Origin of the sequence: Achromobacter sp. ACM04, from assembly GCF_014851465.1 — a bacterium.
In the GTDB taxonomy this organism is placed as follows: domain Bacteria; phylum Pseudomonadota; class Gammaproteobacteria; order Burkholderiales; family Burkholderiaceae_B; genus Achromobacter; species Achromobacter aegrifaciens.
Map to the genome: position 1 here is coordinate 1,188,466 of NZ_JACUZS010000002.1, position 23,453 is coordinate 1,211,918.

At 66.9% G+C, this 23,453-nt stretch carries 19 protein-coding genes; 5 read left to right on the forward strand and 14 right to left on the reverse strand.

All coding sequences use genetic code 11. The features are described 5' to 3' along the window. Positions 1 to 61 precede the first annotated feature (61 nt). Positions 62 to 1,255, reverse strand: coding sequence for a low temperature requirement protein A (locus tag IB259_RS16210; protein WP_192329597.1), 1,194 nt, complete (start codon positions 1,253 to 1,255; stop codon positions 62 to 64). Positions 1,256 to 1,757: 502 nt separating this feature from the next. On the opposite strand from IB259_RS16210, the gene vapC reads away from it, so the two are divergent. Continuing rightward, positions 1,758 to 2,168, forward strand: coding sequence for a tRNA(fMet)-specific endonuclease VapC (vapC, locus tag IB259_RS16215; protein ID WP_192329599.1), 411 nt, complete (start codon positions 1,758 to 1,760; stop codon positions 2,166 to 2,168). 135 nt (positions 2,169 to 2,303) lie between these two features. Here the strand turns inward: vapC and IB259_RS16220 are convergent, their stop codons facing one another. The 5 genes from IB259_RS16220 to IB259_RS16240 form a co-directional block, all read right to left on the reverse strand. Beyond that, a complete protein-coding gene (locus IB259_RS16220; RefSeq protein ID WP_054459254.1) occupies positions 2,304 to 3,044 on the reverse strand; it encodes an ABC transporter ATP-binding protein in 741 nt (246 codons plus the stop codon). A gap of 1 nt (position 3,045) precedes the next feature. Further along, positions 3,046 to 3,753, reverse strand: a complete 708-nt coding sequence (locus IB259_RS16225; protein ID WP_054459256.1) for an ABC transporter ATP-binding protein — start codon at positions 3,751 to 3,753, stop codon at positions 3,046 to 3,048. A gap of 14 nt (positions 3,754 to 3,767) precedes the next feature. Further along, a complete protein-coding gene (locus tag IB259_RS16230; protein ID WP_054459258.1) occupies positions 3,768 to 4,649 on the reverse strand; it encodes a branched-chain amino acid ABC transporter permease in 882 nt (293 codons plus the stop codon). 9 nt (positions 4,650 to 4,658) lie between these two features. Then, complete coding sequence (locus IB259_RS16235) at positions 4,659 to 5,651, reverse strand: branched-chain amino acid ABC transporter permease (RefSeq protein ID WP_054459260.1); 993 nt, start codon at positions 5,649 to 5,651, stop codon at positions 4,659 to 4,661. A gap of 89 nt (positions 5,652 to 5,740) precedes the next feature. Continuing rightward, positions 5,741 to 6,625 (reverse strand): LysR family transcriptional regulator, encoded by an 885-nt coding sequence (locus IB259_RS16240; RefSeq protein WP_054459262.1) that lies wholly within the window; start codon positions 6,623 to 6,625, stop codon positions 5,741 to 5,743. A 161-nt stretch (positions 6,626 to 6,786) separates the two neighbouring features. Between IB259_RS16240 and IB259_RS16245 the strand changes: the two genes are divergently transcribed. Then, positions 6,787 to 8,019, forward strand: a complete 1,233-nt coding sequence (locus tag IB259_RS16245) for an amino acid ABC transporter substrate-binding protein (protein ID WP_054459264.1) — start codon at positions 6,787 to 6,789, stop codon at positions 8,017 to 8,019. Positions 8,020 to 8,083: 64 nt separating this feature from the next. Next, positions 8,084 to 9,502, forward strand: coding sequence for an amidase (locus tag IB259_RS16250; RefSeq protein ID WP_054459266.1), 1,419 nt, complete (start codon positions 8,084 to 8,086; stop codon positions 9,500 to 9,502). A gap of 69 nt (positions 9,503 to 9,571) precedes the next feature. Here IB259_RS16250 and IB259_RS16255 read toward each other — a convergent pair whose 3' ends face one another. Further along, the gene (locus IB259_RS16255) at positions 9,572 to 10,480 is read right to left on the reverse strand and encodes a LysR family transcriptional regulator (protein ID WP_192329601.1); all 909 of its coding nucleotides are present in this window, start codon (positions 10,478 to 10,480) and stop codon (positions 9,572 to 9,574) included. Between the two features lie 147 nt (positions 10,481 to 10,627). On the opposite strand from IB259_RS16255, the gene IB259_RS16260 reads away from it, so the two are divergent. Together IB259_RS16260 and IB259_RS16265 are read left to right on the forward strand one after the other, a co-directional pair. Beyond that, complete coding sequence (locus tag IB259_RS16260; RefSeq protein WP_054459269.1) at positions 10,628 to 11,401, forward strand: SDR family oxidoreductase; 774 nt, start codon at positions 10,628 to 10,630, stop codon at positions 11,399 to 11,401. 10 nt (positions 11,402 to 11,411) lie between these two features. Continuing rightward, on the forward strand, positions 11,412 to 11,681 hold the full coding sequence (locus IB259_RS16265) for a hypothetical protein (RefSeq protein WP_054459270.1): 270 nt from the start codon (positions 11,412 to 11,414) through the stop codon (positions 11,679 to 11,681). 53 nt (positions 11,682 to 11,734) lie between these two features. Here the strand turns inward: IB259_RS16265 and IB259_RS16270 are convergent, their stop codons facing one another. The 7 genes from IB259_RS16270 to IB259_RS16300 all read right to left on the reverse strand — a co-directional run bounded on the left by IB259_RS16270 (position 11,735) and on the right by IB259_RS16300 (position 23,305). Further along, a complete protein-coding gene (locus tag IB259_RS16270; protein ID WP_175180457.1) occupies positions 11,735 to 13,255 on the reverse strand; it encodes an efflux transporter outer membrane subunit in 1,521 nt (506 codons plus the stop codon). Beyond that, on the reverse strand, positions 13,252 to 16,365 hold the full coding sequence (locus IB259_RS16275) for a multidrug efflux RND transporter permease subunit (protein WP_192329603.1): 3,114 nt from the start codon (positions 16,363 to 16,365) through the stop codon (positions 13,252 to 13,254). Before IB259_RS16275 ends, IB259_RS16270 begins: the two co-directional genes overlap by 4 nt. Beyond that, complete coding sequence (locus tag IB259_RS16280; RefSeq protein ID WP_192329605.1) at positions 16,362 to 19,460, reverse strand: MdtB/MuxB family multidrug efflux RND transporter permease subunit; 3,099 nt, start codon at positions 19,458 to 19,460, stop codon at positions 16,362 to 16,364. The genes IB259_RS16275 and IB259_RS16280 overlap by 4 nt, the downstream gene beginning before the upstream one ends. Positions 19,461 to 19,473: 13 nt before the next feature. Further along, positions 19,474 to 20,748 carry an MdtA/MuxA family multidrug efflux RND transporter periplasmic adaptor subunit gene (locus IB259_RS16285; protein WP_054459279.1) on the reverse strand — a complete coding sequence of 425 codons (1,275 nt, stop codon included), beginning with the start codon at positions 20,746 to 20,748 and terminating at the stop codon, positions 19,474 to 19,476. 233 nt (positions 20,749 to 20,981) lie between these two features. Continuing rightward, positions 20,982 to 21,734, reverse strand: coding sequence for a cell division protein ZapD (gene zapD / locus IB259_RS16290; protein ID WP_054459281.1), 753 nt, complete (start codon positions 21,732 to 21,734; stop codon positions 20,982 to 20,984). A 61-nt stretch (positions 21,735 to 21,795) separates the two neighbouring features. Beyond that, on the reverse strand, positions 21,796 to 22,425 hold the full coding sequence (coaE, locus tag IB259_RS16295) for a dephospho-CoA kinase (RefSeq protein WP_125472749.1): 630 nt from the start codon (positions 22,423 to 22,425) through the stop codon (positions 21,796 to 21,798). Between the two features lie 31 nt (positions 22,426 to 22,456). Continuing rightward, entirely contained in the window at positions 22,457 to 23,305 is an 849-nt protein-coding gene (locus IB259_RS16300) for an A24 family peptidase (protein ID WP_192329608.1), read from the reverse strand. Positions 23,306 to 23,453: the final 148 nt, after the last annotated feature.

A 23,453-nucleotide genomic window follows, 5' to 3' on the forward strand; every position in this document is an offset into this window, starting at 1 on the left:
CTCCACGGGGGCATCCAACGGCTCCCTCTGGGGCAGCCCTCCGGCCCTCACGGGATTGACGCTACTCCGCGATTCCTGGCGGAACGCCGGCATGCGCCCTGCGCCGCGACACGCTCTCCCACGCCGCCACCAGAATCATGATCAACGTGGTCAAACCGCCCACCATGAGGTTGTCGGTCACAAAGGCCACGGGCGCCAGCACGGCCAGCAGCACCAGCCCCACTACGTGCGACAGCGGGAAGCGGCCGTAGACCACTGTCTTGTAAATACCGTTGCCCGCCAGGTATAGCGCCGGGCCACCGATCAGCGCGGCGGCCGCCGGCATGGCGATGCGCCCGTCCGGATGCAATATGACGAGCTCGTTGGCCACGGCGGACACGATCACGCCGGCGATCAGGATGACGTGCACATAGTGGAACCAGGCGCCGATGCGGCCTGGATCGTCGCTATGCACGATGGCCTCGCTGCCGTCACGGCTGCTGGTGTCGAAGTACACCCACCACATGGCGGCCGTGCCCAGGAAAGCCGCCAGCAACGCGATCAGCGCGGGCGCGTTCCAGCGCTCCAGGCCTGCCAGCGTGGCGCCGGTGATGAGCAGGGTTTCGCCCAGCGCCACGATGACGAACAGCTGGCAGCGCTCGGCCAGGTGGCCGCCCTCGATCGTCCATTCGCTGGTCGCGGAACGCCCCAGGCCGGGAAACCGAAAGCCGATCATGGGCGACAGATACTCGCAGGCCACCGCCAGCGCCCACAGCGCCAGCCGCGTGCCGTCCTGGGACAGTCCGCCTGCAATCCACAAGACCGCCGACACGCACAGCCACGCCAGCATGCGGCGGAAGTTGGGCGCCAGCGGATGCGCAGGCCCCAGGTGCAGCACGATGAATAGCGTGCGTCCCACCTGGATCAGCGCGTAGCTGACGGCGAACACCAGCCCCGTGGCGCCGAACGCGCCCGGCAGGGCGGCGCCAAAGACCAGGCCGGCCAGCATCACGGCGAACAGCATGATGCGCATGGGCACGGCGTCGGGATCGAACCAATTCGTGACCCAGCAGGTGTATTGCCAACCCAGCCAGACGGCGAACCACAGCACCAGGGAGTGGAGCGCGCCCAACAAGGTCAGATCATGCAGCAGACCGTGGGAGATCTGGGTGACCGCGAAGACGTACACCAGATCGAAGAACAGCTCGACGAAAGTGACGCGGGCTTCGTGCCCGTCGCGGCGGCGCAGCAGGTTGGCGCTTGCGAGAAAGGTCATGGCGTGGGCCTCGCCTTGGGGATGATGGCGCAGCCAGATTAGCGCAAGGCGGGTCGTGCCGGATCGTCAAAAAATGCAAAGCCCGGCGGGCGTGGCGGCGATGCCACGGGCCGGATCTGCGCGGCCTTGCCGCCACCCGCAACAGCACGGAACCCAGCCGAAGCCGCACTAGGCTCGCAGCGACCTGCGGTAAGCCGTCATAGGCGGGAGACATGCGGCGCGCTATAAAAGGCGGGCGCCATACATCAGTCGAGGAGAGCGCCATGAAATCAGAATCCATCTATAAAACTTCCCATGGCCGCCCAGCAGGCCGGCGCAAAACCGCCGCCCGGCCAGCCAGTCCGGCACTGGGGTACATCGTCGCCATCAACCAACGGCAAACGCCGGCGCCGGCGCCGGCACCCGCCGACAGGTCCTGGGACTCCTGGTTCGCAGGCGAGTCCGTCACTGCCGACTTTCTCAACGACCGCGATCAACCCGTGGACAGGGCAGGAGGCCGCTCATGCCACTGAAGTTCGTGCTGGACACGAATACCTGCATCTTTGCCATCAAGAACAAGCCCGACGCAGTGAAGCAGGCGTTCAACCGACGGCAGGGCCAGTTATGTATCAGCGCGATCACCGCCATGGAGCTCGCTTGTGGCGCGGAAAAGTCCGCCGCCCCCACCCGCAATCACGCCGTGGTCGACGGCTTCCTGAAGCGCCTGGAAGTGCTCGACTATGACCATGACGCGGCAGCAGATTCCGGTCAGCTTCGCGCGGAACTGGCGCGCGCCGGAACGCCCATCGGCCCCTACGACGCCATGATCGCCGGCCACACCCGCTCGCGCGGCCTGGTACTTGTTACGAACAACACGCGTGAATTTTCCCGCGTGCCCGGGTTGCGGCTGGACGATTGGACGCTGAAACACTGAGCCTGGGTGTCCGTCGCCCCGCTGTCGTGCCCCTGTCGTATCGCTGCGCCGTCCTATCGGCTACCTTGGTGACTCCGAACCAATGGAAAAAGCGCCAGGTCGAAAAGCGGCTGGGGCGACCGCTCTGACCCGCAGTCAATCAATCTTGTAATCCATCCAGGACGCAACCATCTCGCGCAACCCGCCGCCGTCGTCGAAGGCTTCGCGCCCGCCCTCGGCCTTGTTGCGGCCCAGTTCCAGGATGTACATATAGTCGGACACCTCGGCGCAGCGGCGCACGTTCTGGTCCACCAGCACCACCGTCATGCCCTCGTCGGCAAAGCCGCGGATTAGCGTGTAGATCTCCTTGGAGATCTTGGGCGCCAGCATGGCGGTGGGCTCGTCCAGCAGGATGACGGACGGCTCGATCAACAAGGCCCGCCCGAACTCCACGAAACGCTGCTGTCCGCCGCTCATGCTGGAGACGGGGTCGTCGCGCTTCTGCGCCAGGATCGGGAAGCGGTCATAGACGGAGTCGATGCGCTGGCGCACGCGAGCCTTGTCCTTGCGGAACGGCCAGCAGCCCAGCAGCAGGTTGTCGTGCACCGACAATTCGCCAAACAGGCTGCGGTGCTGCGGCACGAAGGCCACGCCGTTGCTGGCGCGCTCGTGCGAGGGCTGGGCGCTGATGTCCGCGCCGCGCAGCGTGATGCGGCCGGTGCGCGGCGGCAGGAAGCCGAACATGGTCTTCAACACCGTGGACTTGCCGGCGCCATTGGGGCCGATGACGCCCGTCACCTTGCCCGCGCGCGCCTGGATGTTGACGTGGTTCAGGATGGTGATGTCGCCGTGGTAGGCCACGGTCACGTCTTCCAGCGCGAGTATCGACGTGCTCATGTCAGGCTCCCAGATAGGCTTCGACCACGCGGGGGTCGGCGCGCACTTGCTCGGCGTTGCCCTGGCTCAGGATGGCGCCTTCGTTCATGACGATGATGTGGTGGGACAGCTGGTAGATCGAGGTCAGGTCGTGCGACACCAGCACCACCGAGCAGTCGTGCTCGCCCGGCAGTTCGCGGATGACCGAGATCAGCAGTTGCGCCAGCGCCGGATTGACGCCCGCGAAAGGCTCGTCCAGCAACACCACCTTGGGTCGCGCCACCATGATGCGCGCCAGTTCCACCAGCTTCTGCTGTCCGCCGGACAGCTCCTCGGCGTAGTTGTGGCGCAGCCGGTGCAGCTCTACCTTGTGCAGCCAGTATTCGGATTGGGCGTAACGCTCGTCGGCGCTGCGGCCGGTCTGCTGCTGCGCGACCTCCAGATTGTCCAGCAGGGTCAGCTGCCGGAAGATGCGCGGCACCTGGAAGGTGCGGCCCACGCCCAGCCGCGCGACTTCGTGGATCTGCTTGCCGGCGATGTTCTGGCCGTCGAGCTCGATACGGCCCTCGTCCGGCGTGTAGATGCCGTTGATGCAGTTGAGCATGGTGGTCTTGCCTGACCCGTTCATGCCGATGACGCCCAGGATGGAGCCGCGCGGCACGTCCAGGTCCACGCCCTGCAAGGCGACCAGCCCGCCGAAGCGCTTCTTGAGATTGCTGACTTTCAACATGTGTCCGGCTCCTGTTAGCGCAGCGCCTGGCGGCCGAAGAGTCCGCTGGGCCGGATGAAGATGGTGGCGACCATGAGCGCAAAGCCGCAGATGGTGGCAATGGAAGGATTGAAGAACACCACCGAGACTTGCTCCGTGACGCCGAACAGCAGCGCGCCGACCAGGGCGCCCACCGGATGGCCCAGCCCGCCCAGCACGATGACGATGAAGCCGATCAGCGTGTAGTCGTTGCCCATGAACGGCGAGAACGCTGGAAACACCATCGCCACCAGCACGCCGCTGGCGGCGGCCAGGCCGATGCCCAGGCCGAAGGCCACGGCCGACAGGCGTTCGGCGTTGATGCCCACGATGCGCACCGCGTCGCGGTTCATGATGATGGCGCGCAGCGCCTTGCCCAGCTGGCTGCGGTACAGGAACACCGTCAGCGCGCCGATGATGGCCAGGGCGATCACCAGCGCCAGGAGGCGCACGGTCGGGATCAGCACCGGCCCGAATTTCAGGAACACGGGCTCGATCTCATAGGGCAACGAACGCGCGTCGGCGTCGAACACCAGCAGCATGATGGCGCCCAGCATGATGGACACGCCGAACATCAGCAGCAGCGAGCTGATCTCGGGATCGTCCGCCTTGGACAAGCGCGGAATCAGCACGAAGTACAGCAAGTAGCCCGCCAGGAAGAATGCGGCGAAGGCCAGCGGCAGCGCCACCAGCGGATTGATGCCGGCGTACTCCATCAGATAGAAGGCGAAGTACGCGCCCAGCACCAGGAATTCGCCGTGCGCGAAGTTGACCACGCGCAGCACGCCGAAGATCACGTTCAGCCCCACGCCGATCAGGCCGTAGATGGCGCCCAGGATCAGGCCGTTGATCAGCCCTTGGATAATCAGTCCGGTCATGGCGGTTCCTCAGGCGATGTAGCGGCGCAATTGCGGCTTGCGTTTGATCAGGCTGCCGACGATGCCGCGCGGCAGGAACAGCATCAGCAGCACGATGATCAGGCCCAGCAGCAGCAGGTTCACCACCGGGAATTTCTGCCAGATCATGTGGTCGATGCCCAGTAGCGCCAGCGTGCCGACGACTGGTCCGAGGATGGTGCCGAAGCCGCCCGCCATCGCGTAGATGATGCTCTTGGCGGTGATCAGCACGTGGAAGGCGTACTCCGGATCCACCACGTTCGTGTACCAGGCCTCGATGCCGCCAGCCAGCGCCGGGAACAGCGCGGCCAGCAGCCAGGCCTTGAGGCGGGTGTTGGGCACGTGGATGCCGACGCAGGCGGCCGCGCCGTCGTCGTCGCGAATGGCCTTGAGCGCGCGGCCCAGGCTGGACACCGACAGCCAGGTGACGGTGGCAAGGGTGGCGCCCATCACCGCCAGCATGGCGTAGTAGCTATGCGTGGGGTTGTTGGCATTGGACAGGATGATGCCCATGCTGCCGCCGGTGAAGGACTGCGGCAGGTTGGAGATGATCAGCTTGACGATGGTGGCCAGCGCCAGGCTCACGATGCCGAAGTACACCCCGCGCAAGCGCAGCGTGGGCGCCAGCAGCAGCGCGATCGCCACGCCCACGCCGCCCGCCGCCAGCAGCGACGGCAGGATGGGCCAGCCCAGGATCTTGTAGCAAATGCCGGTGGCGTACGAACCCACGCCGTAGAACACCACGTAGCCGAACGGCAGATAGCCGGTGAAGCCGACGCAGATGTTCATGGCGCTGGCCATGGTGATCCACAACATCAGGTAGAACGCGAACGAGATGTTCGACGTGGCCATCGGAATCAGAGCCAGGCCCGCGGCCAGGCCGGCAAAGACGATGATGGCGATGCGGGTGCGCAACCGCATTGCGCGCTGATCCTGCGCGCGATGCGAGGCGGCGCCCGCCGCCAGGACGGGACTGCTGCTCATATGTCTTCCTCCGGGCCGTTTCCGGGTTGGACGGCCGCTTTATTTGGAGGCGATTATGAACAGTTCAAACCATAACTGCAAGTTAAGGACTAACCCTTATTTTCGGCAGGAAAGGCCTCGACAAGCACCCCGCGCAGCTCCTTGATGAACTCCAGGGCGATGGCCGAGGGCTCGCGGTTGCTTGCATAGACGGCCGAGATATTCAGGGGAATGCGCTCGGCCAGCGGCACGATGACCACGTCCGGCATGGTGTTCTGCATGACCGTGAACTCATCCACGATGGCAATGCCCACCCCGGCATTCACCAGGGCGCAGGCCAGCTGGCTCCATGGCACGTCGGCGCACATGCGGCACGGCAGGCCCGCCTGCTCGAAGGCGCCCAGCACCAGCATGCCGAAGGGCATGCGCGTCCCCACCACGATGTGCGGATGCGGCGACAGATCGGCCAGGCTCACCTCGGCACGAGCTGCCAGCGGATGCGCCTTGGGTATGGCGGCCACCATCTTCCCCACATGCAACGGCTGGGACGTCAGGAAAGGGTGGTCTGCCTGCATCACCACCAAGCCCAGCTCGGCCTCGCCCTGCAACACGTCGGTGATCAGCGTGGGCAGCGCCGTCGTGTTCAGGCGCAACAGCAACTCGGGATGGCGCTGCTGGAAACGCGCCACGGCGCGCGGCACCAGGAACTGAGCCAGGCTGGGAATCGACGCCAACCGCAGCACCCCCGTGCCGTGCTCCGCCAGCGCGTCGGCCAGATCGTTGACGCGCTGCATCATGCGCTGCGTTTTCTCGATTTCCTCAAACAGGCTCTGCACTTGCGAGGTCGGCCTGAGCTTGCCGCGAACCCGCTCGAAGAGCGTCACCCCCATGGCTTTTTCCGTATGCGCCAGCATCCGGCTGACCGCCGGCTGGGAAATATTCAGCAGCCGCGCGGCGCCGCTGATGGACCCGGCCATGACGATGGCCCACAACATTTCGGTCTGTCGGTAATTCAATTTATTCAAGGCGTGCGCTCCATGCCTATTTGTTATACGCTATCTCGCATGTTGAGCAAACATTGCTCAACATATGGCCTGTGTCCGATGGTCCGCCACGGAACGCGGGGCCGCATACCAAAAACGATAGGAGACCTCCCATGCACGCTAGACCCTGGCTGTCCCGCATACCGGCGCTGGCCCTCGCCGTCGCCGCCCTGACCCCTGCCCTGGGCGCCGCCCAGACCTCGGACAAGATCCGCGTCGGCATGACCGTATCGTCGACCGGCAGTTTCGCGCTCGCCTCGCAGTCGGGCGTGCGCGGCGTCGAACTGTGGGTCGACGACGTCAACCGCCGCGGCGGCATCGAAGTCAAAGGCAAGAAATACCCCGTCGAGCTGGTCAAGCTGGACGACCGCAGCGACAAGCAGATGGTGACCCGCGTTTACGAACGCCTGATTGTCGATGAAAAAGTGGATCTGGTGTTCGCGCCCTTCGGCTCCACCCTGACCGCCGCGGCCGCCACGGTGACCGAACGCCTGGGCAAGTACATGATGGTCTGGTCCGCCGCCAGCGACGACCTGTACAAGCAAGGCTTCAAGAACATGGTGTCGGGTACGCAGATGCCGGTGTCGGCGATGCTGCGCGCGAACATGGAACTGGCCGCCAAGCAGGGCGTGAAGAAGGTCGCGCTGCTGTATTCGGACGAACCGTTCCCGGCGGGCCTGGCCGAAGGCGGCAAGGAGCAGGCCGCCAAGAACGGCATGGAAGTGGTGCTGTTCGAGAAGTACCCCAAGGGCCAGAAGGACTTCAGCACGATCCTGCAGAAGGCCCGTGCGGCCGGAGCCGAGGCGCTGGTGCCGACCTCCTACGAGGGCGATCTGATCAGCATGACGCGCCAGATGAAGCAGCTGGATATCAACTTCCCGTATGTCTTCATGGTGTATGCGTCGACGCCGCAATTCCAGGCCATCGGCGCGGACTCCAACTACATCTACAGCCACACCAACTACCACCCCGCGATCAACTGGAAGGTCAACGCCGGCCTGACGCGCGAGCAGTTCGCCGCCGCCTATGACCAGCGCTTCCCCAAGGCCGAGTTCCCGCCCGATTTCCAGACTGCTCTGGCCTATGGCGCGGGCGCGCTGACCGAGGAGATCGTCAAGCAAGCCGGCAGCACCGACGCCGCCGCGCTGAAGAAGGCATCGCTGGACCTGTCGGGCAAGCTCACCGTCATGGCCGGCCCCTACGCCATCGACGAGACGGGCAAGCAGCTCTTGATGCCCTTCCCCGTGGTGCAGCTGCTGCCGGGCAAGGGCATGGTCCCGGTCTGGCCGGCCGACGTGGCCACGCAAAAACCCGTCTACCCCGCCCCCGACTGGAACAAGCGCTGATCGCGCAAGCAGGAAGGCGGCGCGCGGCAGCCCGCGCGCCGCGCTGACATCACCCGAGGAAAACATGTCTGACATTGCATTTGCCACGCTCGGCGAACTTGCGCAGGGCCTGGCCGAAGGCCGCTACAGTTCGGTGGAGCTGGCGCGGCATTACCTGGACCGCATCGACCGCGCCAACCCGGCGCTGGGCGCCTACGTCAGCGTCGACCGCGAGGGCGCGCTGCGCCTGGCCGAAGCCGCCGACGCGCGCCGCCGCGCCGGCTATGGCCTGCTCGGTCCGCTGGACGGCCTGCCCGTCGCGGTCAAGGATCTGTGCGATATCGAAGGCCAGGTCACCACCGCCGGCTCGCAAGCCTGGCGCGAGCGCCGCAGCGCCACCACCGCCACCGCCGTGACCCGCCTGATCGACGCCGGCATGGTGGTGCTGGGCAAGACCCACATGGTCGAATTCGCCTTCGGCGGCTGGGGCACCAACCCCGTCATGGGCACGCCGCGCAACCCCTGGGACCTGGTGCGCGCCCGCATTCCCGGCGGTTCGTCCAGCGGCTCGGGCGTGGCGGTGGCCGCGGGCCTGGCGCCCGCCGCGCTGGGTTCGGACACAGGCGGCTCGGTACGCATTCCCGCCGCGCTCAACGGCATCACCGGCCTGAAAACCACGCGCGGCCTCATCAGCCTGTACGGCGCGGTGGCGCTGTCCCACACACTGGATTCCATCGGCCCGCTGACCCGCGACACCCGCGACTCGCTACTGCTGACCGCAGCCATGTCCGGACCCGACCCGCGCGATCCCGTGACGCGAGGCATACCCGCCTACCGCTACCGCGATCTGCGCGCGGGCGCCAAGCCGCTGGCCGGCACGCGCATCGCCGTCATGCCGCAGGCGCAGTACCCGATTGCCATCGACGCGGCGGTGCAAGGCGCGCTGGACGACACGCGGCGCGCGCTGACCGACCTGGGCGCGGAATGCGTGGAAGCCCCCTTCCCCTTCGATTTCCACGACATGATGCTGCGCAACGGCCTGATCATCGCCGCTGAAGCCTACGCCCAGCACCGCGACTACATCGAGGACGACAGCCTGCCGCTGGGCCGCTACGTGCGCGCCCGCGTGCTGGGCGGCAAGCAGACCAGCGCCGCCGACTACGTGCTGGCGCTGCAAGCCCACGCCCGCGCCTGCCAGGCCTGGCTGGACTGGATGCGCGACTACGACGCGGTCCTCGCGCCCTGCCTGCCGTTTGCCGCCTGCCCGCTGGAAGACGTGGACGAGGCCGCCACGCCGCTGGCCGCCTTCACCCGTCCCGGCAATTACGTCAATGCCTCGGGCCTGGCGCTGCCCGCCGGCTTTGCCGCGGACGGCATGCCCATCGGCGTGCAGCTGCTGGGCAAGCCCAATGGCGAAGACGCGCTGGGCCGCATCGGCATGGCATTCCAGGCGGCCACCGACTGGCACCTGCGGCGTCCGGATCTGTCTGCGATCCAGTTGTAGACCGACGGTTGTAGACCCCAGGCCACCAAGGCCGGCCCCTCAGCAAGACGGGCCGGCCTTTTTTTGCGTTCAACCCAGTCCGCAAGCCGGCCGCAGCAGCGCCTCCAGCCAGTCCGCAAACACCTGCACCCGCCGCGATGGAGATCGCCGCTGCGGATAAAGCAGCGTCATCGGCATAGGCGCGGGGCGGTGGTCGGGCATGACTTCGACCAGCTCGCCCGCGGCGATCTGCGGCTGCACGTCGTAGGCCGGAATCTGGATCAGACCCAGACCCGCGACGCAGCTGGCGATATAGGCTTCGGCGCTATTGACCGTGACCCGCCCACGCAGAGGCGCGGTCCGGGACACGCCGCCATCCAGCCATTCCCAGGGCGCAAGCCGGCCGCTGGACGGCGAAGCGTAGTTCACGCAAGCATGCCCCGCCGCCAGATCGTCCGGCGTCAACGGCACGCCATGGCGCGCCAGGTAGGCCGGGCTGGCGACGTTGATCAAGCCCAGCATGCCTATCGGCCGCGCCACCAGGCCCGAATCCGGCAACACGCCGACTCGCAACACGCAATCCACGCCCTCTTCGATCAGGTTCACGGCACGGTCCGTCACGCCCAGCGTGACGTCGATCTGCGGATAGGCCTCCAGAAAAGACGGCAACGCTGGCGCCACGATGAGGCGGCCCACGCGTCCGGGCACGTCCACGCGCAGCATGCCGCTGGGACCCACCGAACTGTGGCGAAAGAGGTTCTCGGCCTCTTCCATGTCGGCCACCAGGCGCAGACAGCGCTCATAGAAGGCCGCGCCTTCCTGCGTGGGCGCCACCTGCCGCGTGGTGCGGTTCAGCAGCCGCGCGCCCAGCCGGCCCTCCAATTCCTGCACGGCGGCAGACACCGTGGAGCGCGGCAGGCCCAGCGTGTCCGCCGCGCGCGAGAAGTTCGCGCATTCGACGACGCGGGCGTAAACCCGGAACAGATCTATGCGGTCCATGGGGCGGATGGCTCCTGCGAGGCCTGGCCTCACTGTTCGTGATTTCTGGATAGAGATACCAGAAATATCAGTTTTGTGCGGATTTTTTGGAATATATCATCGTCGGCACAAGGGCTCGCATTCGGCAGCCCGATAGCGGAGAGGACCATGGCAGACCACGGAATCAAAGGCAAAACCGTCATCATCGCGGGCGGCGCGAAGAACCTGGGCGGCTTGATCGCGCGGGACCTGGCGCAGCAAGGCGCGCGCGCGGTGGCGGTGCATTACAACAGCGCGGCCACCAAGGCCGACGCCGACGCGACGGTCGCCGCCGTCAAGGCCGCCGGCGCGCAGGCCGTCGCCTTGCAGGCCGACCTGAGTTCGGCCGGCGCAATGGAAAAGTTGTTCGCCGACGCGGTGGCCGCGGTAGGCCGGCCGGACATTGCGATCAATACCGTCGGCAAAGTGCTGAAGAAGCCCTTCACCGAAATCACGGAAGCGGAATACGACGAGATGGCTGCGGTGAACTCGAAGTCCGCCTTCTTCTTCCTGAAGGAAGCCGGCCGCCACGTCAATGACAACGGCAAGATCTGCACGCTGGTGACCTCGCTGTTGGGCGCCTACACGCCCTTTTACGCGGCCTACGCCGGCACCAAGGCGCCGGTGGAGCACTACACCCGCGCCGCGTCCAAGGAGTACGGCGCACGCGGCATTTCCGTGACGGCGGTAGGCCCCGGTCCCATGGACACGCCGTTCTTCTATCCGGCCGAAGGCGCCGACGCGGTGGCGTACCATAAGACCGCGGCCGCCTTGTCGCCGTTCTCGAAAACCGGGCTGACCGATATCGAGGACGTGGTGCCCTTCATCCGCTTCCTGGTGTCGGACGGCTGGTGGATCACCGGCCAGACGGTGCTGATCAACGGCGGCTACACCACCAAATAGGAGCGGCGCCATGCACGTACTGTTGACCATCGTCGGAGGCCTGCTGCTGCTGGCCGTGTTCGCGCTGTTCGGCAAGCAATGGGGCGGCGACGCCGCAGGCTCGATCGCCGCGGCCAAACTGTTCCTGCCCGCGTGGCTGCTGATGGCTATCGTCAACATGTGGGTCGGCGTCACGCGCGCCGGCTACACGGTGCGCGAAGAACTGCCCATCCTGCTGCTGGTGTTCGCGGTACCCGCCGCGGCGGCCTGGCTGGTCATCGCCTTCCTGCCGCGCGGGTGAAACGCTGGCATTGACCGCGCCAGCGCTCCATTCCGCATCCGCGCGGCCCGACCTCAGGGCTGCGCGGGAGCCGCCGCAGGCGCGACGGGATTGTCCGCGCGCGCTTGCGCCCCCGCGGCAGGCAGTCCTTCCCATCCGCCGCCCAGCGCCACGATCAGATTGACGCTGGCCGCGAAGCGATTGCCCAGCAGGCTCAGCGCATTGCGTTCGCTGTTGAGCGCGGTGGCGTCCACCACCGCCACGCTCAGGTAATCGACCAGACCCGCCTTGTACTGGTTCTGCGTCAGGCGCAGCGATTCACGCGCCGCTTCGAGCGCGCGGCGCTGCACCACCTGTTCGTTCTCCATGACGCGCAACTGGATCAGGTAGTCCTCGACCTCGCGCAATCCGGTCAGCGCCGTCTGACGGTAGGCGGCCGCTTGCGCGTCATAGGACGCGCGCGCCTGTTCCACCTGCGCCTCGCGCGCGCCGCCATCGAATATCGTCAGCGCCAGCGCCGGTCCCAGCGACCAGAAACGCGCCGGCGCCGTCAACAGTTCCGCGAACTGGCCGTTGCGAAAACCGCCATCGGCCGACAGCGTCAGGCTGGGGAACCACGCGGCCTGCGCCACGCCGATCTGCGCATTGGCGGCGGCGGCGCGGCGTTCGGCCGCCGCCACGTCAGGACGGCGTTCCAGCAGCTCGGAAGGCAGGCCCACCGGGATCTGCGGCAGTTGCAGCGCGAACACCGTGGGCGGCAGGCTGAATTGCGACGGCGCCTGGCCCATCAGTACGGCGATGGCGTGTTCGAGCTGGCCGCGCTGCCAATCCAGGTCGATGGATTGCGCGCGCGTGCTTTCCACCTGCGTGCGCGCCACGGCCACGTCGGCCTGCCCCGCCACGCCCACGGCGTAGCGGTTCTGCGTCAGCTGCAGGGATTTTTCATAGGCCGCCACGGTGGCGTCCAGCAGGCGTTTCTGTTCATCCAGCACGCGCAATTGCAGATAGGCCTGCACCAGCGCGGCCTGCGCGCTCAGGCGCGTGGCGCCCAGGTCGGCCAGGCTGGCCGCGGCGCTGGCCTCCGAGGATTCCACGCTGCGCCGCACGCGGCCCCACAGGTCCACTTCCCAGCTGACGCTGCCGGTCAGTGAATACTGGTTCGAAACATTGCTGCCGGACGAAGTCGAAGAACCATTCTGCCCGCCGCCGCTGCCCGAGCGCGTCATGCCCGCGCCCGCGCCCACCGTGGGGAAGAAGCCGGCGCGCGCGCCGCGCACCAGGCCCAGCGCCTGCCGGTAGTTGGCCTCGGCCTGGGCCACGGTCTGGTTGGACGCGTTCAGGCGCTCCACCAGGCCGTTCAAGGTCGCATCGTCGTAGACCTGCCACCATGCGCCGCGCTCGGCCTGGTCCAGCGGCCGGGCGGGCTTCCAGCCTTCGACCTGGTCCTGCCCTTCCTTGTAGGCCGTGCCCACGTCCAGCGCCGGGCGCTGGTAATCGGGGCCGACCGCGCAAGCGCCCAGCAGCGCGCACAGCGCGGCCGCGGCGATGCTGCGGGGAAAGAACAGGTTGGGAACAGACTTGGCGTTGCGCATCATGTGGGTTCTATGGAAGCGGAGGACCCGTTCCTGGAAGCGCGCTTGCGCGCGGCCCAGAGACGGAAGCGGTCCAGGTAAAGATAGACCACGGGCGTGGTGTACAGCGTGAGGATCTGGCTCAGGACCAGGCCGCCGACGATGGTAATGCCCAGCGGCTGGCGCATTTCCACCCCGGCGCCAGTGGCGAGCACCAGCGGCAGCGCGCCGAAGATGGCGGCCATGGTTGTCATCATGATGGGGCGAAAGCGCGTCAGGCACGCCTGGAAAATGGCCTCGCGCGGATTCATCCCCTGGGTGCGCTCGGCGTCCAGGGCGAAGTCCACCATCATGATGGCGTTCTTCTTGACGATGCCGATCAGCAGGAACACCCCGATCAGCGCAATCAGCGTGAAGTCATAGCGCACCAGCAGCAGTGCCAGCAGCGCGCCCAAACCGGCCGACGGCAGGGTCGACAGGATGGTCAGGGGATGCACGAAGCTTTCATACAGGATGCCCAGCACGATGTACATGGTGACCAGCGCCGCCAGGATCAGCCAGGGCTGCTGCGCCAGCGTCTGCTGCAGGGCCGCGGCGGTGCCCTGGAAGCCGGCCTGGATCTGGTCCGACGGCAGGCCGATGCGCGCCACCGCCGCATCGATGGCGCTGGTGGCCTGGCCCAGCGACACGCCGGGCGCCAGGCTGAACGAGATGGTATCGGCCACGAACAGCCCCTGGTGCTGCACGCTGAGCGGCGCGTTGGCGTTTTCCAGGCGGGTGAAGGCCGACAGCGGCACGCGCGCGCCGGCCGTGGTGATGACTTCGACCTGCCTGAGCGATTCGATGTCCTGCGCGAACTTCGGGTCCACGCCCAGCACCACGTGGTACTGGTTCAACGGCCCGTACATCACCGACACCTGGCGCTGGCTGAAGGAGTTGTTCAGCACCGTGGAAATGGTGGACATGCTGACGCCCAGGCGGGTCGCGGCCTCGCGGTCGATCACCAGGTTGATCTGGCGGCCCTTGTCCTCGACGTCGGTGTCCACATCGGTGATTTCGGGAATCTGCGCCATGGCCTGCTGCACCTTGGGCATCCAGGTGCGCAGCAATTGCAGGTCGCCGGCCATCAACGTGTAGTCGTAAGAGCCCTGGCTCTGGCGCCCGCCGATGCGTATGTCCTGCTGCGACACCAGGAACATGCGCGCGCCTGGCATGTTCTGCAGCTTGCCGCGCAGCCGGTTGATGACCACGTCCGCCGAAACTTTGCGCTCTTCCAGGGGCTTTAACTGGATCTGCATGAAGCTGCTGTTGCTGCCGCCGCGTCCGCCCGCGTAACCCGTCATGCTCTGCACGGCCGGATCCGCCAGCACCACCTTGCGCAGCGCTTCCAGCTTGGGCAGCGTGGCCTGGAACGAGGTGCCCTGGTCGACCCGGAAAAAGCCCAGCAGCTGGCCCGTGTCCTGCTGTGGGAAGAAGCCCTTGGGCACCACGGTGTACAGATAGACGTTCAGGCCCACGGCCACCGCCAGGATCAGCATCATCAGGCGGCTGTGCGTCAGCGCCCAGCGCAGGCTGCGGCGGTAGCCGTCCAGCATGGCGTCGAAGCCACGCTCCGACCAGCGCGCGAGCCGGCCCGGCGGCTTCTCTTCCGGGGCTTCCTGACGCAACAGGCGCGCACACATCATGGGCGTCAAGGTCAGCGACACCACCAGCGACACCATGATGGCGGCCGACAGCGTCACCGCGAACTCGCGGAACAGCCGCCCGACCACGCCGCCCATCAGCAGGATGGGGATGAACACCGCCACCAGCGACAGGCTCATCGACAGCACCGTGAAGCCCACTTCGCGCGAACCGCGCAGCGCCGCACGCATGGGCGACATGCCTCGTTCCACGTAGCGCATGATGTTCTCCAGCACCACGATGGCGTCATCCACCACGAAGCCGGTCGCCACGATCAGCGCCATCAGCGAAATGGTGTTCAGCGTGAAGCCGCTGAGGTACATGATGCAGAAGGTGCCGATCAGCGACACCGGCACCGCCACGCTGGGAATGATGGCCGCGCGCCAGCGCCGCAGGAACAGCAGCACCACCAGCACCACCAGGCCCACCGCGATGATCAGGGTCAGCTCGGCCTCGTGCAGCGAGGCGCGGATGCTGGGCGTGCGGTCCTGCGCCACCGTCATGTGCGCGTCCGCCGGCATCAGGGCCTGCAGGATGGGCAACTGGGCGCGCACCGCGTCCACGGTTTCGATGATGTTGGCGTCGGCCTGGCGCCGCACGATCATCAGGATGGCCTTGCGTTCATTGAAGAAACCGGTCTGGTACAGGTCTTCGACCGAGTCTTCCACGCGGGCCACGTCGGACACGCGCACCGGCGCGCCGTCCTTCCAGGCGACGATCAGCGGCCGGTATTGCTCGGCGCGGCTGAGCTGATCGCTGGCCATGATCTGCCAGTGGTAGCGGTCATTCTCCAGCACGCCCTTGGGACGGTTGGCGTTGGCATTGGCCAGCGTGGTGCGCAGCTGGTCCAGCGACACGCCGCGGTTGGCCAGCGCGCCCGGCAGCACGGTGACTCGCACCGCCGGCAGCGAACTGCCGCCCACCGTCACCTCGCCCACGCCGTCCACCTGCGACAGCTTCTGCGCCACGATGGTCGAGGCGATGTCGTAGAGCTGGCCCTGGCTGAGCGTGTCGGACGTCAACGCCAGGGTCATGATGGGCGCGTCGGACGGATTGGACTTATGGTACGTGGGATTGCTGCGCAAGCCGGTCGGCAAGAGCGAGCGCGCCGCGTTGATGGCGGCCTGCACGTCGCGGGCCGCGCCATTGATGTCGCGCGACAGATCGAATTGCAGCGTGATGCGGGTCGAGCCCTGCGAGCTGCTGGAGGTCATCTCGGTCACGCCGGCGATGCTGCCCAGCGAACGCTCCAGCGGCGTGGCCACGCTGGACGCCATGGTTTCCGGACTGGCGCCCGGCAGGCTGGCCGACACCGAAATGGTGGGGATATCCACCTGCGGCAACGGCGCCACGGGCAAGAGGAAGAACGACAGCAGACCCGCCAGCACAACCGCCAGGCTCAGCAGCGTGGTCGCCACCGGCCGGACGATGAAGGGTGCCGACAGGATCATGACGCATCCTCCGCCCGCGCCTGGTCCACGCCGCGCCAGCGGCGCGACATGCGGTCGAACATCAGGTAGATGACCGGCGTGGTGAACAGCGTCAGCACCTGCGACAGCAGCAGCCCGCCCACCATCACCAGGCCCAGCGGCTGGCGCAGCTCCGCGCCCGTGCCGGTCGACAGCATCAGCGGCAGCGCGCCGAACAGCGCGGCCAGCGTGGTCATCAGGATGGGCCGAAAGCGCAGCAGCGCCGCTTCATGGATGGCCGCGCGCGGACTCAGCCCGCGCTTGCGCTCCGCGTCCAGCGCGAAGTCGATCATCATGATGGCGTTCTTCTTGACGATGCCGATCAGCAGGATGATGCCGATGATGCCTATCATGTCCAGCTCGGTGCCGCTGATCAGGAGCGCCAGCAGCGCCCCCACGCCGGCCGAAGGCAAGGTCGACAGGATGGTGATGGGGTGGATATAGCTTTCGTACAGCACGCCCAGCACGATGTACATCGTCACGATGGCGGCCAGGATCAGCCACAGGGTGCTGGACAGCGAATTCTGGAACGCCAGCGCCGCGCCCTGGAAGCGCGTCTCGACGCCGGTGGGCAGGCCGATATCGGCCTCGGCCGCAATGATGTCCTCCACCGCGCCCGACAAGGAAGCGCCCGGCGCCAGGTTGAAGGACACCGTCACCATGGGGAACTGGTCCAGCCGGTTGACGGCCAGCACCGTCTTGCCCTCGCTGATGTGCGCCACCGATGACAGCGGCACCTGCGCGCCGGTCGAGGTCGGCACGTGGATCTGGCCCAGCGAGGCCGGCGTCACCTGGAACTGCGGTTCGACCTCCAGCACCACGCGGTACTGGTTGGATTGCGTGAAGATGGTGGAAATCAGCCGCTGGCCGAAGGCGTTGTAGAGCGCCTCGTCGATCACCGCCGCCGTGATGCCCAGCCGCGACGCGGCGTCGCGGTCGATCTCGACCCAGGTCTGCAGGCCGTCGTCCTGCAGGTCGTCGGTCACGTCCTTCAGGCCGGGCACCTGCCGCAGGCGGTTCACCAGCTTGGGCGTCCATTCGCTCAGCACCTTCAGGTCGGGATTGGACAGCGTCATCTGGTACTGCGTGCGGCTCACGCGGTCCTCGATGGTCAGGTCCTGCACCGGCTGCATGTAGACGGTCAGGCCGTCCTGCTTGGACAGGGCCTGCTCCAGGCGTCCCATCACTGTGCGCAGGTCGCCGTTGCGCTCGGCTTGCGGTTTGAGCGCGATCTGCATGCGTCCGGCGCTGAGCGTGGCATTGCTGCCGTCCACGCCGATGAAGGACGATACGGCCTGCACGTCGGGATCTTCCAGCACCAGGCGCGCGGCCGTGCGCTGGCGCTCGGCCATGGCCGGGAAGGAAATCGATTGCGGCGCCTGGGTGATGGCCTGGATCAGGCCGGTGTCCTGCTGCGGGAAGAAGCCCTTGGGAATCACCAGGTACAGCAGCACGGTCAGCGCGAAGGTCGCCAGCGCCACGATCAGCGTCAACGGCTGATGCCGCAGCACGACCTGCAGCCAGCGGTCGTAGCCGGCGATCACGCGGTCGATGAAGGCGCCCGTGGCCTGATGGAAACGGCCGTGCTTCTGCTCGGATTCGGCGCGCAAGAGGCGCGCGCACATCATGGGCGTCAGCGTCAGCGACACCACCAGCGATATCAGGATGGAAACGGCCAGCGTGATGGCGAACTCGCGGAACAGCCGCCCCACCACTTCGGTCATGAAGAGCAGCGGGATCAGCACCGCGATCAGCGAAAAAGTCAGCGAGATCAGCGTGAAGCCGATCTGCGAAGCGCCCTTGAGCGCGGCTTGCAGCGGCGTTTCGCCTTCCTCGATGTGACGCGCGATGTTCTCGATCATGACGATGGCGTCGTCCACCACGAAGCCGGTGGCGATGGTCAGCGCCATCAAGGTCAGGTTGTTGATGGAGAAGCCGGCCAGGTACATGATGCCGAAGGTGCCCACCAGCGACAGCGGCACCACCACGCTGGGAATCAGCGTGGCCGTCAGGCTGCGCAGGAACACGAAGGTCACCATGACCACCAGGGCCACGGCCAGCATCATCTCGAACTGCACGTCGGCCACCGAGTCGCGGATGGTCTGGGTGCGGTCGGACACCACGCTCACGTCCAGGGTCGCGGGCAAGGCGGCGCGCAGCTGCGGCAGCAGCGCCTGGATCCGGTTGACCACGTCGATCACGTTGGCGCCGGGCTGGCGCTGGATGTTGAGCAGGATGGCCGGCTTGTCGCCGGCCCAGGCGGCCTGGCGCGTGTCCTCGGCGCCCTCGACGGCGCGCGCCACGTCGGACAGGCGCAGCGGCGCATTGTTCTTGTACGCGATGATCAGGTCGTTGTAGTCGGTGGGGCTCTTGAGCTGATCGTTGGCGTTGATGGTGGTGGAGCGCTGCGGCCCGTCCAGGTTGCCCTTGGGCTGGTTGACGTTGGCGCCGACGATGGCCGTGCGCAAGTCCGACAGCGACAGGCCGTTGGCAGCCAGCGCCTGCGGATTGACCTGCACCCGCACCGCCGGACGCTGCCCACCCGCCACGCTGACCAGGCCCACGCCGGGAATCTGCGACAGCTTCTGCGCCACCCGCGTATCCACCAGGTCGCGCACCTGCGGCAAGGGCATGGTGGGGGACGTGATCGCCAGCGTCAGCACCGCCGCATCCGCCGGGTTCACCTTGTTGTAGGTCGGCGGCACCGGCAGGTCGCTGGGCAGCAGGTTCGAAGCGGCGTTGATCGCCGCCTGCACCTGCTGTTCGGCCACGTCCAGGGGCAGCGTCAAATTGAACTGCAGCGTGATGACCGAGGCCCCGCCCGAACTGGTGGACGACATCTGGTTCAGGCCCGGCATCTGTCCGAACTGCCGTTCCAGTGGCGACGTCACCAGCGAAGTCATCACATCGGGACTGGCGCCGGGGTACAGCGTCACCACCTGGATCGTCGGATAGTCCACTTCCGGCAGGGCCGAAACGGGCAGCAGCCGGTAGGCGATGAAACCGGCGATCAGGATCGCCACCATCGACAGCGTGGTGGCTACCGGACGCAGGATGAACAGGCGCGACGGGCTCACGATGTTTCCCGGCTTATTTCGACGGCGGCGTGGTGCCGGCCGGCGCGCCCGCGCCCAGGGTCTTGTCGCGGGTGGCGGGGATCACGTCCGAGCCGCCCACCACTTCCACCTTGGCGCCCGCGCGCAGACGGTCGGTGCCTTCGACGACCACCCGGTCGCCGGGCTGCAGGCCTTCGTTGACGGCCACCATGCCGTTGTTGACGGCGCCCAGCTTCAGCTGGCGCACCTGCACGGTGTTGTCCTGCTGCACCAGGAACACGAAGGCGCCGGCCGAGCCTTGCTGGATGGCGGCGGTGGGGATCGCGGTCACGTCCTTGCGCGTGAGCACGTGCAGGCGCACGTTGACGAACTGGTTGGGAAAGAGCGCGTCGTCGGCGTTTTCAAAACGCGCCTTCAGCTTCAGGGTGCCGGTGGTGACGTCGATCTGGTTGTCCATCGTTTCCAGCTGGCCCGTGGCGATGCGCCGGGTGTCGGCGCGGTCATAGGCATCCACCGCCAGCGTCTTGCCGGCGGCGATCTCGGCGCGCACTTCGGGCAGCTGGGTCTCGGGCAGCGTGAACACCACGGAAATCGGCTGGGTCTGGGTGATCACCACCAGTCCGTTGGTGTCCGAGCTGGACACCAGATTGCCGCGGTCCACCTGGCGCAAGCCCAAACGGCCGCTGATGGGCGCGGTGATACGCGCGTATTCCAGTTGCAGGCGGGCGTTGTCCACGTTGGCCTGGTCGCTCTTGACGGTGCCTTCGTACTGCCGCACCAGGGCGGCCTGCGTGTCGACCTGCTGCTTGGCGATCGAGTCCTGCTTGTACAGCGCCTGATAACGCTGCAGGTCGCGCCGGGCGTTCTCCAGCTGGGCCAGGTTCTGCATCTGCGTGCCGCGCGCCTGGTCCAGGGCCACCTGGAACGCCCGCGGGTCCACCTGCGCCAACAGGTCGCCGGCCTTCACTTGCTGGCCCTCCTGGAAGGCCACTTCCACCAGTTCGCCGCTGACCCGGCTGCGCACGGTAACGGTGTTGTAGGCGGTGACCGTGCCCAGCGACTTCAGGAAGATATCGATGTCCTGCTTGGCGGCCGTGGCGATGCGCACCGGCACCGCGGGGGTCATCATGGCGCCCGCCGGCGGCCGGCCGCCGGGACGCCCCCCCGGGGCGCCCGCCCCGCCCGGCTTGGCCGCGGGCCGCAGCACCAGCCAGGCTATGCCCGCCACAACGAGCAATACCAGCGCCAGCCCAAGCAGGCGGCGGCGGGTCCAACGGGTGGGCGGAGATACGGGACGGCTATCAGGCATGGAACAGTTCCGGCACGGGCGGAGGAAAGCCGTATTGTGTACCAGACCGTCCCGGTTTCCAGCGCCGCGATCCCTGGTTGAAACTGGGAGCAACAGGAATCTGGGCGGAAGGCAAAGTGGGCCGCCTGGCCCCGCAGGCGTGGTCGGCCTTGCCCCATTCAAGCGCTGCTTGGTGGGTTACGCGCGTCGGACAACGGGCGGAGTTGCGCGAGGATGCTCGCGCTCCACCCATCCTATGAGGTGCAGAGCGTCATCTGGAAGGGGACGTCGCGGGCGACTTGCTGGGGCTTGAATTCGCCGTCCTGGGTGGAAAAACGTATCCAGATCATGTACTTATTGGCACTGATCTCGGGAAATACGCCCTGGGCCGGGTCCAGCCAGACCCGCAGCAGCTGGAACTGCTTGCCGCCCAGCATCTGCTGGTAGGCGCCCTGCTCGCCCACGATGTCCGACTTGCGGCCCGATTCGCGCAGCAGGCGCAGGGCCAGGGTCAGGCCGTCATACAAAGGAATGAAGGGCGCCACCCAGGCCTGCAGGTCGGCGCAGCGGGCGGCCTCGGATTTGTTCTGCCAGGCGAAATACGAGGGCATGTCGACCTGCGTGGCGCTGCCCGGCACCGACAGGCGTCCGCGCAGGCTGGTCAGCCATTCGTTTTCGCGCAGGGACTGGCCGGTCTTGCCAGGCGCGGCCAGCGCCGTGGTCACCTTTTCCATTTCGCGCAGCATGGCTTCAAGCGCATCCTGTGCAACGCCGGGATGATCGCGCAGCCCGACCAGCGCCATGCGCTGGCGTTCCAGGTCTTGCAGGACCGCGCCTTTTACATCGGTGCGTTCGCAGGCGTCGAGCAAGTCGAACAGGGAGGTGACGGCGACCTGATGCAGGCGCGAGTCCCCCTCGCGGGCAAAGAAGAACAGCCTGTCGAACAGGTATTCCAGCCGCAGATAAGCGCGGATGCGCTCATTGAAGGGGTATTCGTAAACGATCACGCTTCTTTACAGGCCCATCTGTGTTTGGCCGGCTGGGCCAATGTTATTCAGGGGTGCCGGCCTAGCGCGGAGCTTGCCGGCCCGTCGTGCTCGCCAGCGCCAGCCAGCGGTCATGCAGGGTCTTCGCCTGCGCGCGCAGTTGTTCCGGCGTAGTGCCTGCGTCATTGACGATGACGTCGTCGGCGACTTCCAGACGGCTTGCCCGCGCAGCCTGTGCCGCCATGATACGCCGTATGGCAGGCTCCGTCAGCCCGCTGCGTTGGCGCACCCGCGCCACCTGCGTCTCCGGGTCGCAATCCACCACGCAGATGCGGTCCAGGCGCGAGCGCCAACGCGGCAACGATTCAACCAGCAGCGGCACCACGAAGACCAGATACGCACCGGTCGCAGCCGCGGCCTGGCGCTCGGTCTCCTGCCCGATGGCGGGATGCAGCACGGCCTCCAGCCGCAAGCGCACCTGCGGATCCGAGAACGCCTGATCCCGCATCCACGCGCGGTCCAGCGCCCCGTCCGGCGTCAATGCCCGCGGGCCGAACTCGCGTTCTATCGCAGGCATGGCCGCACCGCCCGCGGCGGTCAGCTCACGCGCGATCTCGTCGGTATCGACCAGCGTCGCCCCCCACTCTGCAAGCATGTCCGCCACCCGGGTCTTGCCCGATCCGATGCCGCCCGTCAGACCTATCTTCAACATACCGCCCATCCCATGGAGGACATGAACCGCCCTATTGCAAAAACCGCCCCAAGCCGTGCTCGCCGCCCACCAGCAGCGTCACGACGCCCGCCAGCGCAAGATAGGGACCAAAGGGCAATGGCTGCCCGCGGCTGGCGCGGCCGCTCAAGGTCAGCGCGCCGCCGATCAGCACGCCCAGCAACGATGCGCTCAGCAGCAGCGTCGGCAGGGCTTCCACGCCAAACCATGCGCCCAGCGCGGCGAGCAGTTTGAAATCACCATAGCCCATGCCCTCGCGCCCCGTCAGCAGGCGGAACACATGAAAGATAACCCACAGGAAGACGTAGCCCGCCACCGCCCCCACCACCGCCATCTGCAGGCTGGCATAGGCATCGAACAGATTGACCAGCAGCCCGGCCCAGAGCAGCGGCTGGGTCAATGCGTCGGGCAGCAGTGTGGACTCGAAGTCGATCCAGGCCAGCGCCACCAGCATGGCCGACAAGCCCATGGCGGACAGCGCCAGCGGCGTGGCGCCGAACCGCCAGGCGCATGCAGCGGACAGCGCGCAGGTCAGCAGTTCGATGGCCGGGTAGCGCCACCCGATGGCCACGCCGCAAGCGCCGCAGCGGCCCCGCAACAGCAGCCAACCCAGCAGCGGCAGCCGCCGCCAGCCCGCCACGGGGGTGTCGCAGGCGGGGCAGTGCGAGGCCGGTGACCACAGGCCATAGCGCCCCGCCGCAAGCGGCTTGCCCGAGGCTTCCTGGCAGTGCGCCTGCCATTCCTGCTCCATCATGCGTGGCAGCCGGTGGGTCAGCACCGTCAGCCAGTTGCCGACGAACAAACCCGCCAGCGCCGCCAGGCCGATGAACAGGCCCAGAGGCAGATCGAAGACATGCCGCATCGCCGTCATCCACACGCGCGGCACTGGGCCGCAACGGCGCCACGCCAGGAGCTGGCGATAGTGCGCGGGGCAGGCTGGCGGCGGCCGTGTCGTAAATAGTGCATAAAGTGTTGAGGATGCCCAAGTGCGGCTAAGGGGAACGTATCGA

Bases quoted from the DNA above. Each gene is read 5' to 3' on its own strand.
- IB259_RS16210 (WP_192329597.1), bottom strand. From the start codon at position 1,255: ATGACCTTTCTCGCAAGCGCCAACCTGCTGCGCCGCCGCGACGGGCAC.
- vapC (WP_192329599.1), top strand. From the start codon at position 1,758: ATGCCACTGAAGTTCGTGCTGGACACGAATACCTGCATCTTTGCCATC.
- IB259_RS16220 (WP_054459254.1), bottom strand. From the start codon at position 3,044: ATGAGCACGTCGATACTCGCGCTGGAAGACGTGACCGTGGCCTACCAC.
- IB259_RS16225 (WP_054459256.1), bottom strand. From the start codon at position 3,753: ATGTTGAAAGTCAGCAATCTCAAGAAGCGCTTCGGCGGGCTGGTCGCC.
- IB259_RS16230 (WP_054459258.1), bottom strand. From the start codon at position 4,649: ATGACCGGACTGATTATCCAAGGGCTGATCAACGGCCTGATCCTGGGC.
- IB259_RS16235 (WP_054459260.1), bottom strand. From the start codon at position 5,651: ATGAGCAGCAGTCCCGTCCTGGCGGCGGGCGCCGCCTCGCATCGCGCG.
- IB259_RS16240 (WP_054459262.1), bottom strand. From the start codon at position 6,625: ATGTTGTGGGCCATCGTCATGGCCGGGTCCATCAGCGGCGCCGCGCGG.
- IB259_RS16245 (WP_054459264.1), top strand. From the start codon at position 6,787: ATGCACGCTAGACCCTGGCTGTCCCGCATACCGGCGCTGGCCCTCGCC.
- IB259_RS16250 (WP_054459266.1), top strand. From the start codon at position 8,084: ATGTCTGACATTGCATTTGCCACGCTCGGCGAACTTGCGCAGGGCCTG.
- IB259_RS16255 (WP_192329601.1), bottom strand. From the start codon at position 10,480: ATGGACCGCATAGATCTGTTCCGGGTTTACGCCCGCGTCGTCGAATGC.
- IB259_RS16260 (WP_054459269.1), top strand. From the start codon at position 10,628: ATGGCAGACCACGGAATCAAAGGCAAAACCGTCATCATCGCGGGCGGC.
- IB259_RS16265 (WP_054459270.1), top strand. From the start codon at position 11,412: ATGCACGTACTGTTGACCATCGTCGGAGGCCTGCTGCTGCTGGCCGTG.
- IB259_RS16270 (WP_175180457.1), bottom strand. From the start codon at position 13,255: ATGATGCGCAACGCCAAGTCTGTTCCCAACCTGTTCTTTCCCCGCAGC.
- IB259_RS16275 (WP_192329603.1), bottom strand. From the start codon at position 16,365: ATGATCCTGTCGGCACCCTTCATCGTCCGGCCGGTGGCGACCACGCTG.
- IB259_RS16285 (WP_054459279.1), bottom strand. From the start codon at position 20,748: ATGCCTGATAGCCGTCCCGTATCTCCGCCCACCCGTTGGACCCGCCGC.
- coaE (WP_125472749.1), bottom strand. From the start codon at position 22,425: ATGTTGAAGATAGGTCTGACGGGCGGCATCGGATCGGGCAAGACCCGG.
- IB259_RS16300 (WP_192329608.1), bottom strand. From the start codon at position 23,305: ATGCGGCATGTCTTCGATCTGCCTCTGGGCCTGTTCATCGGCCTGGCG.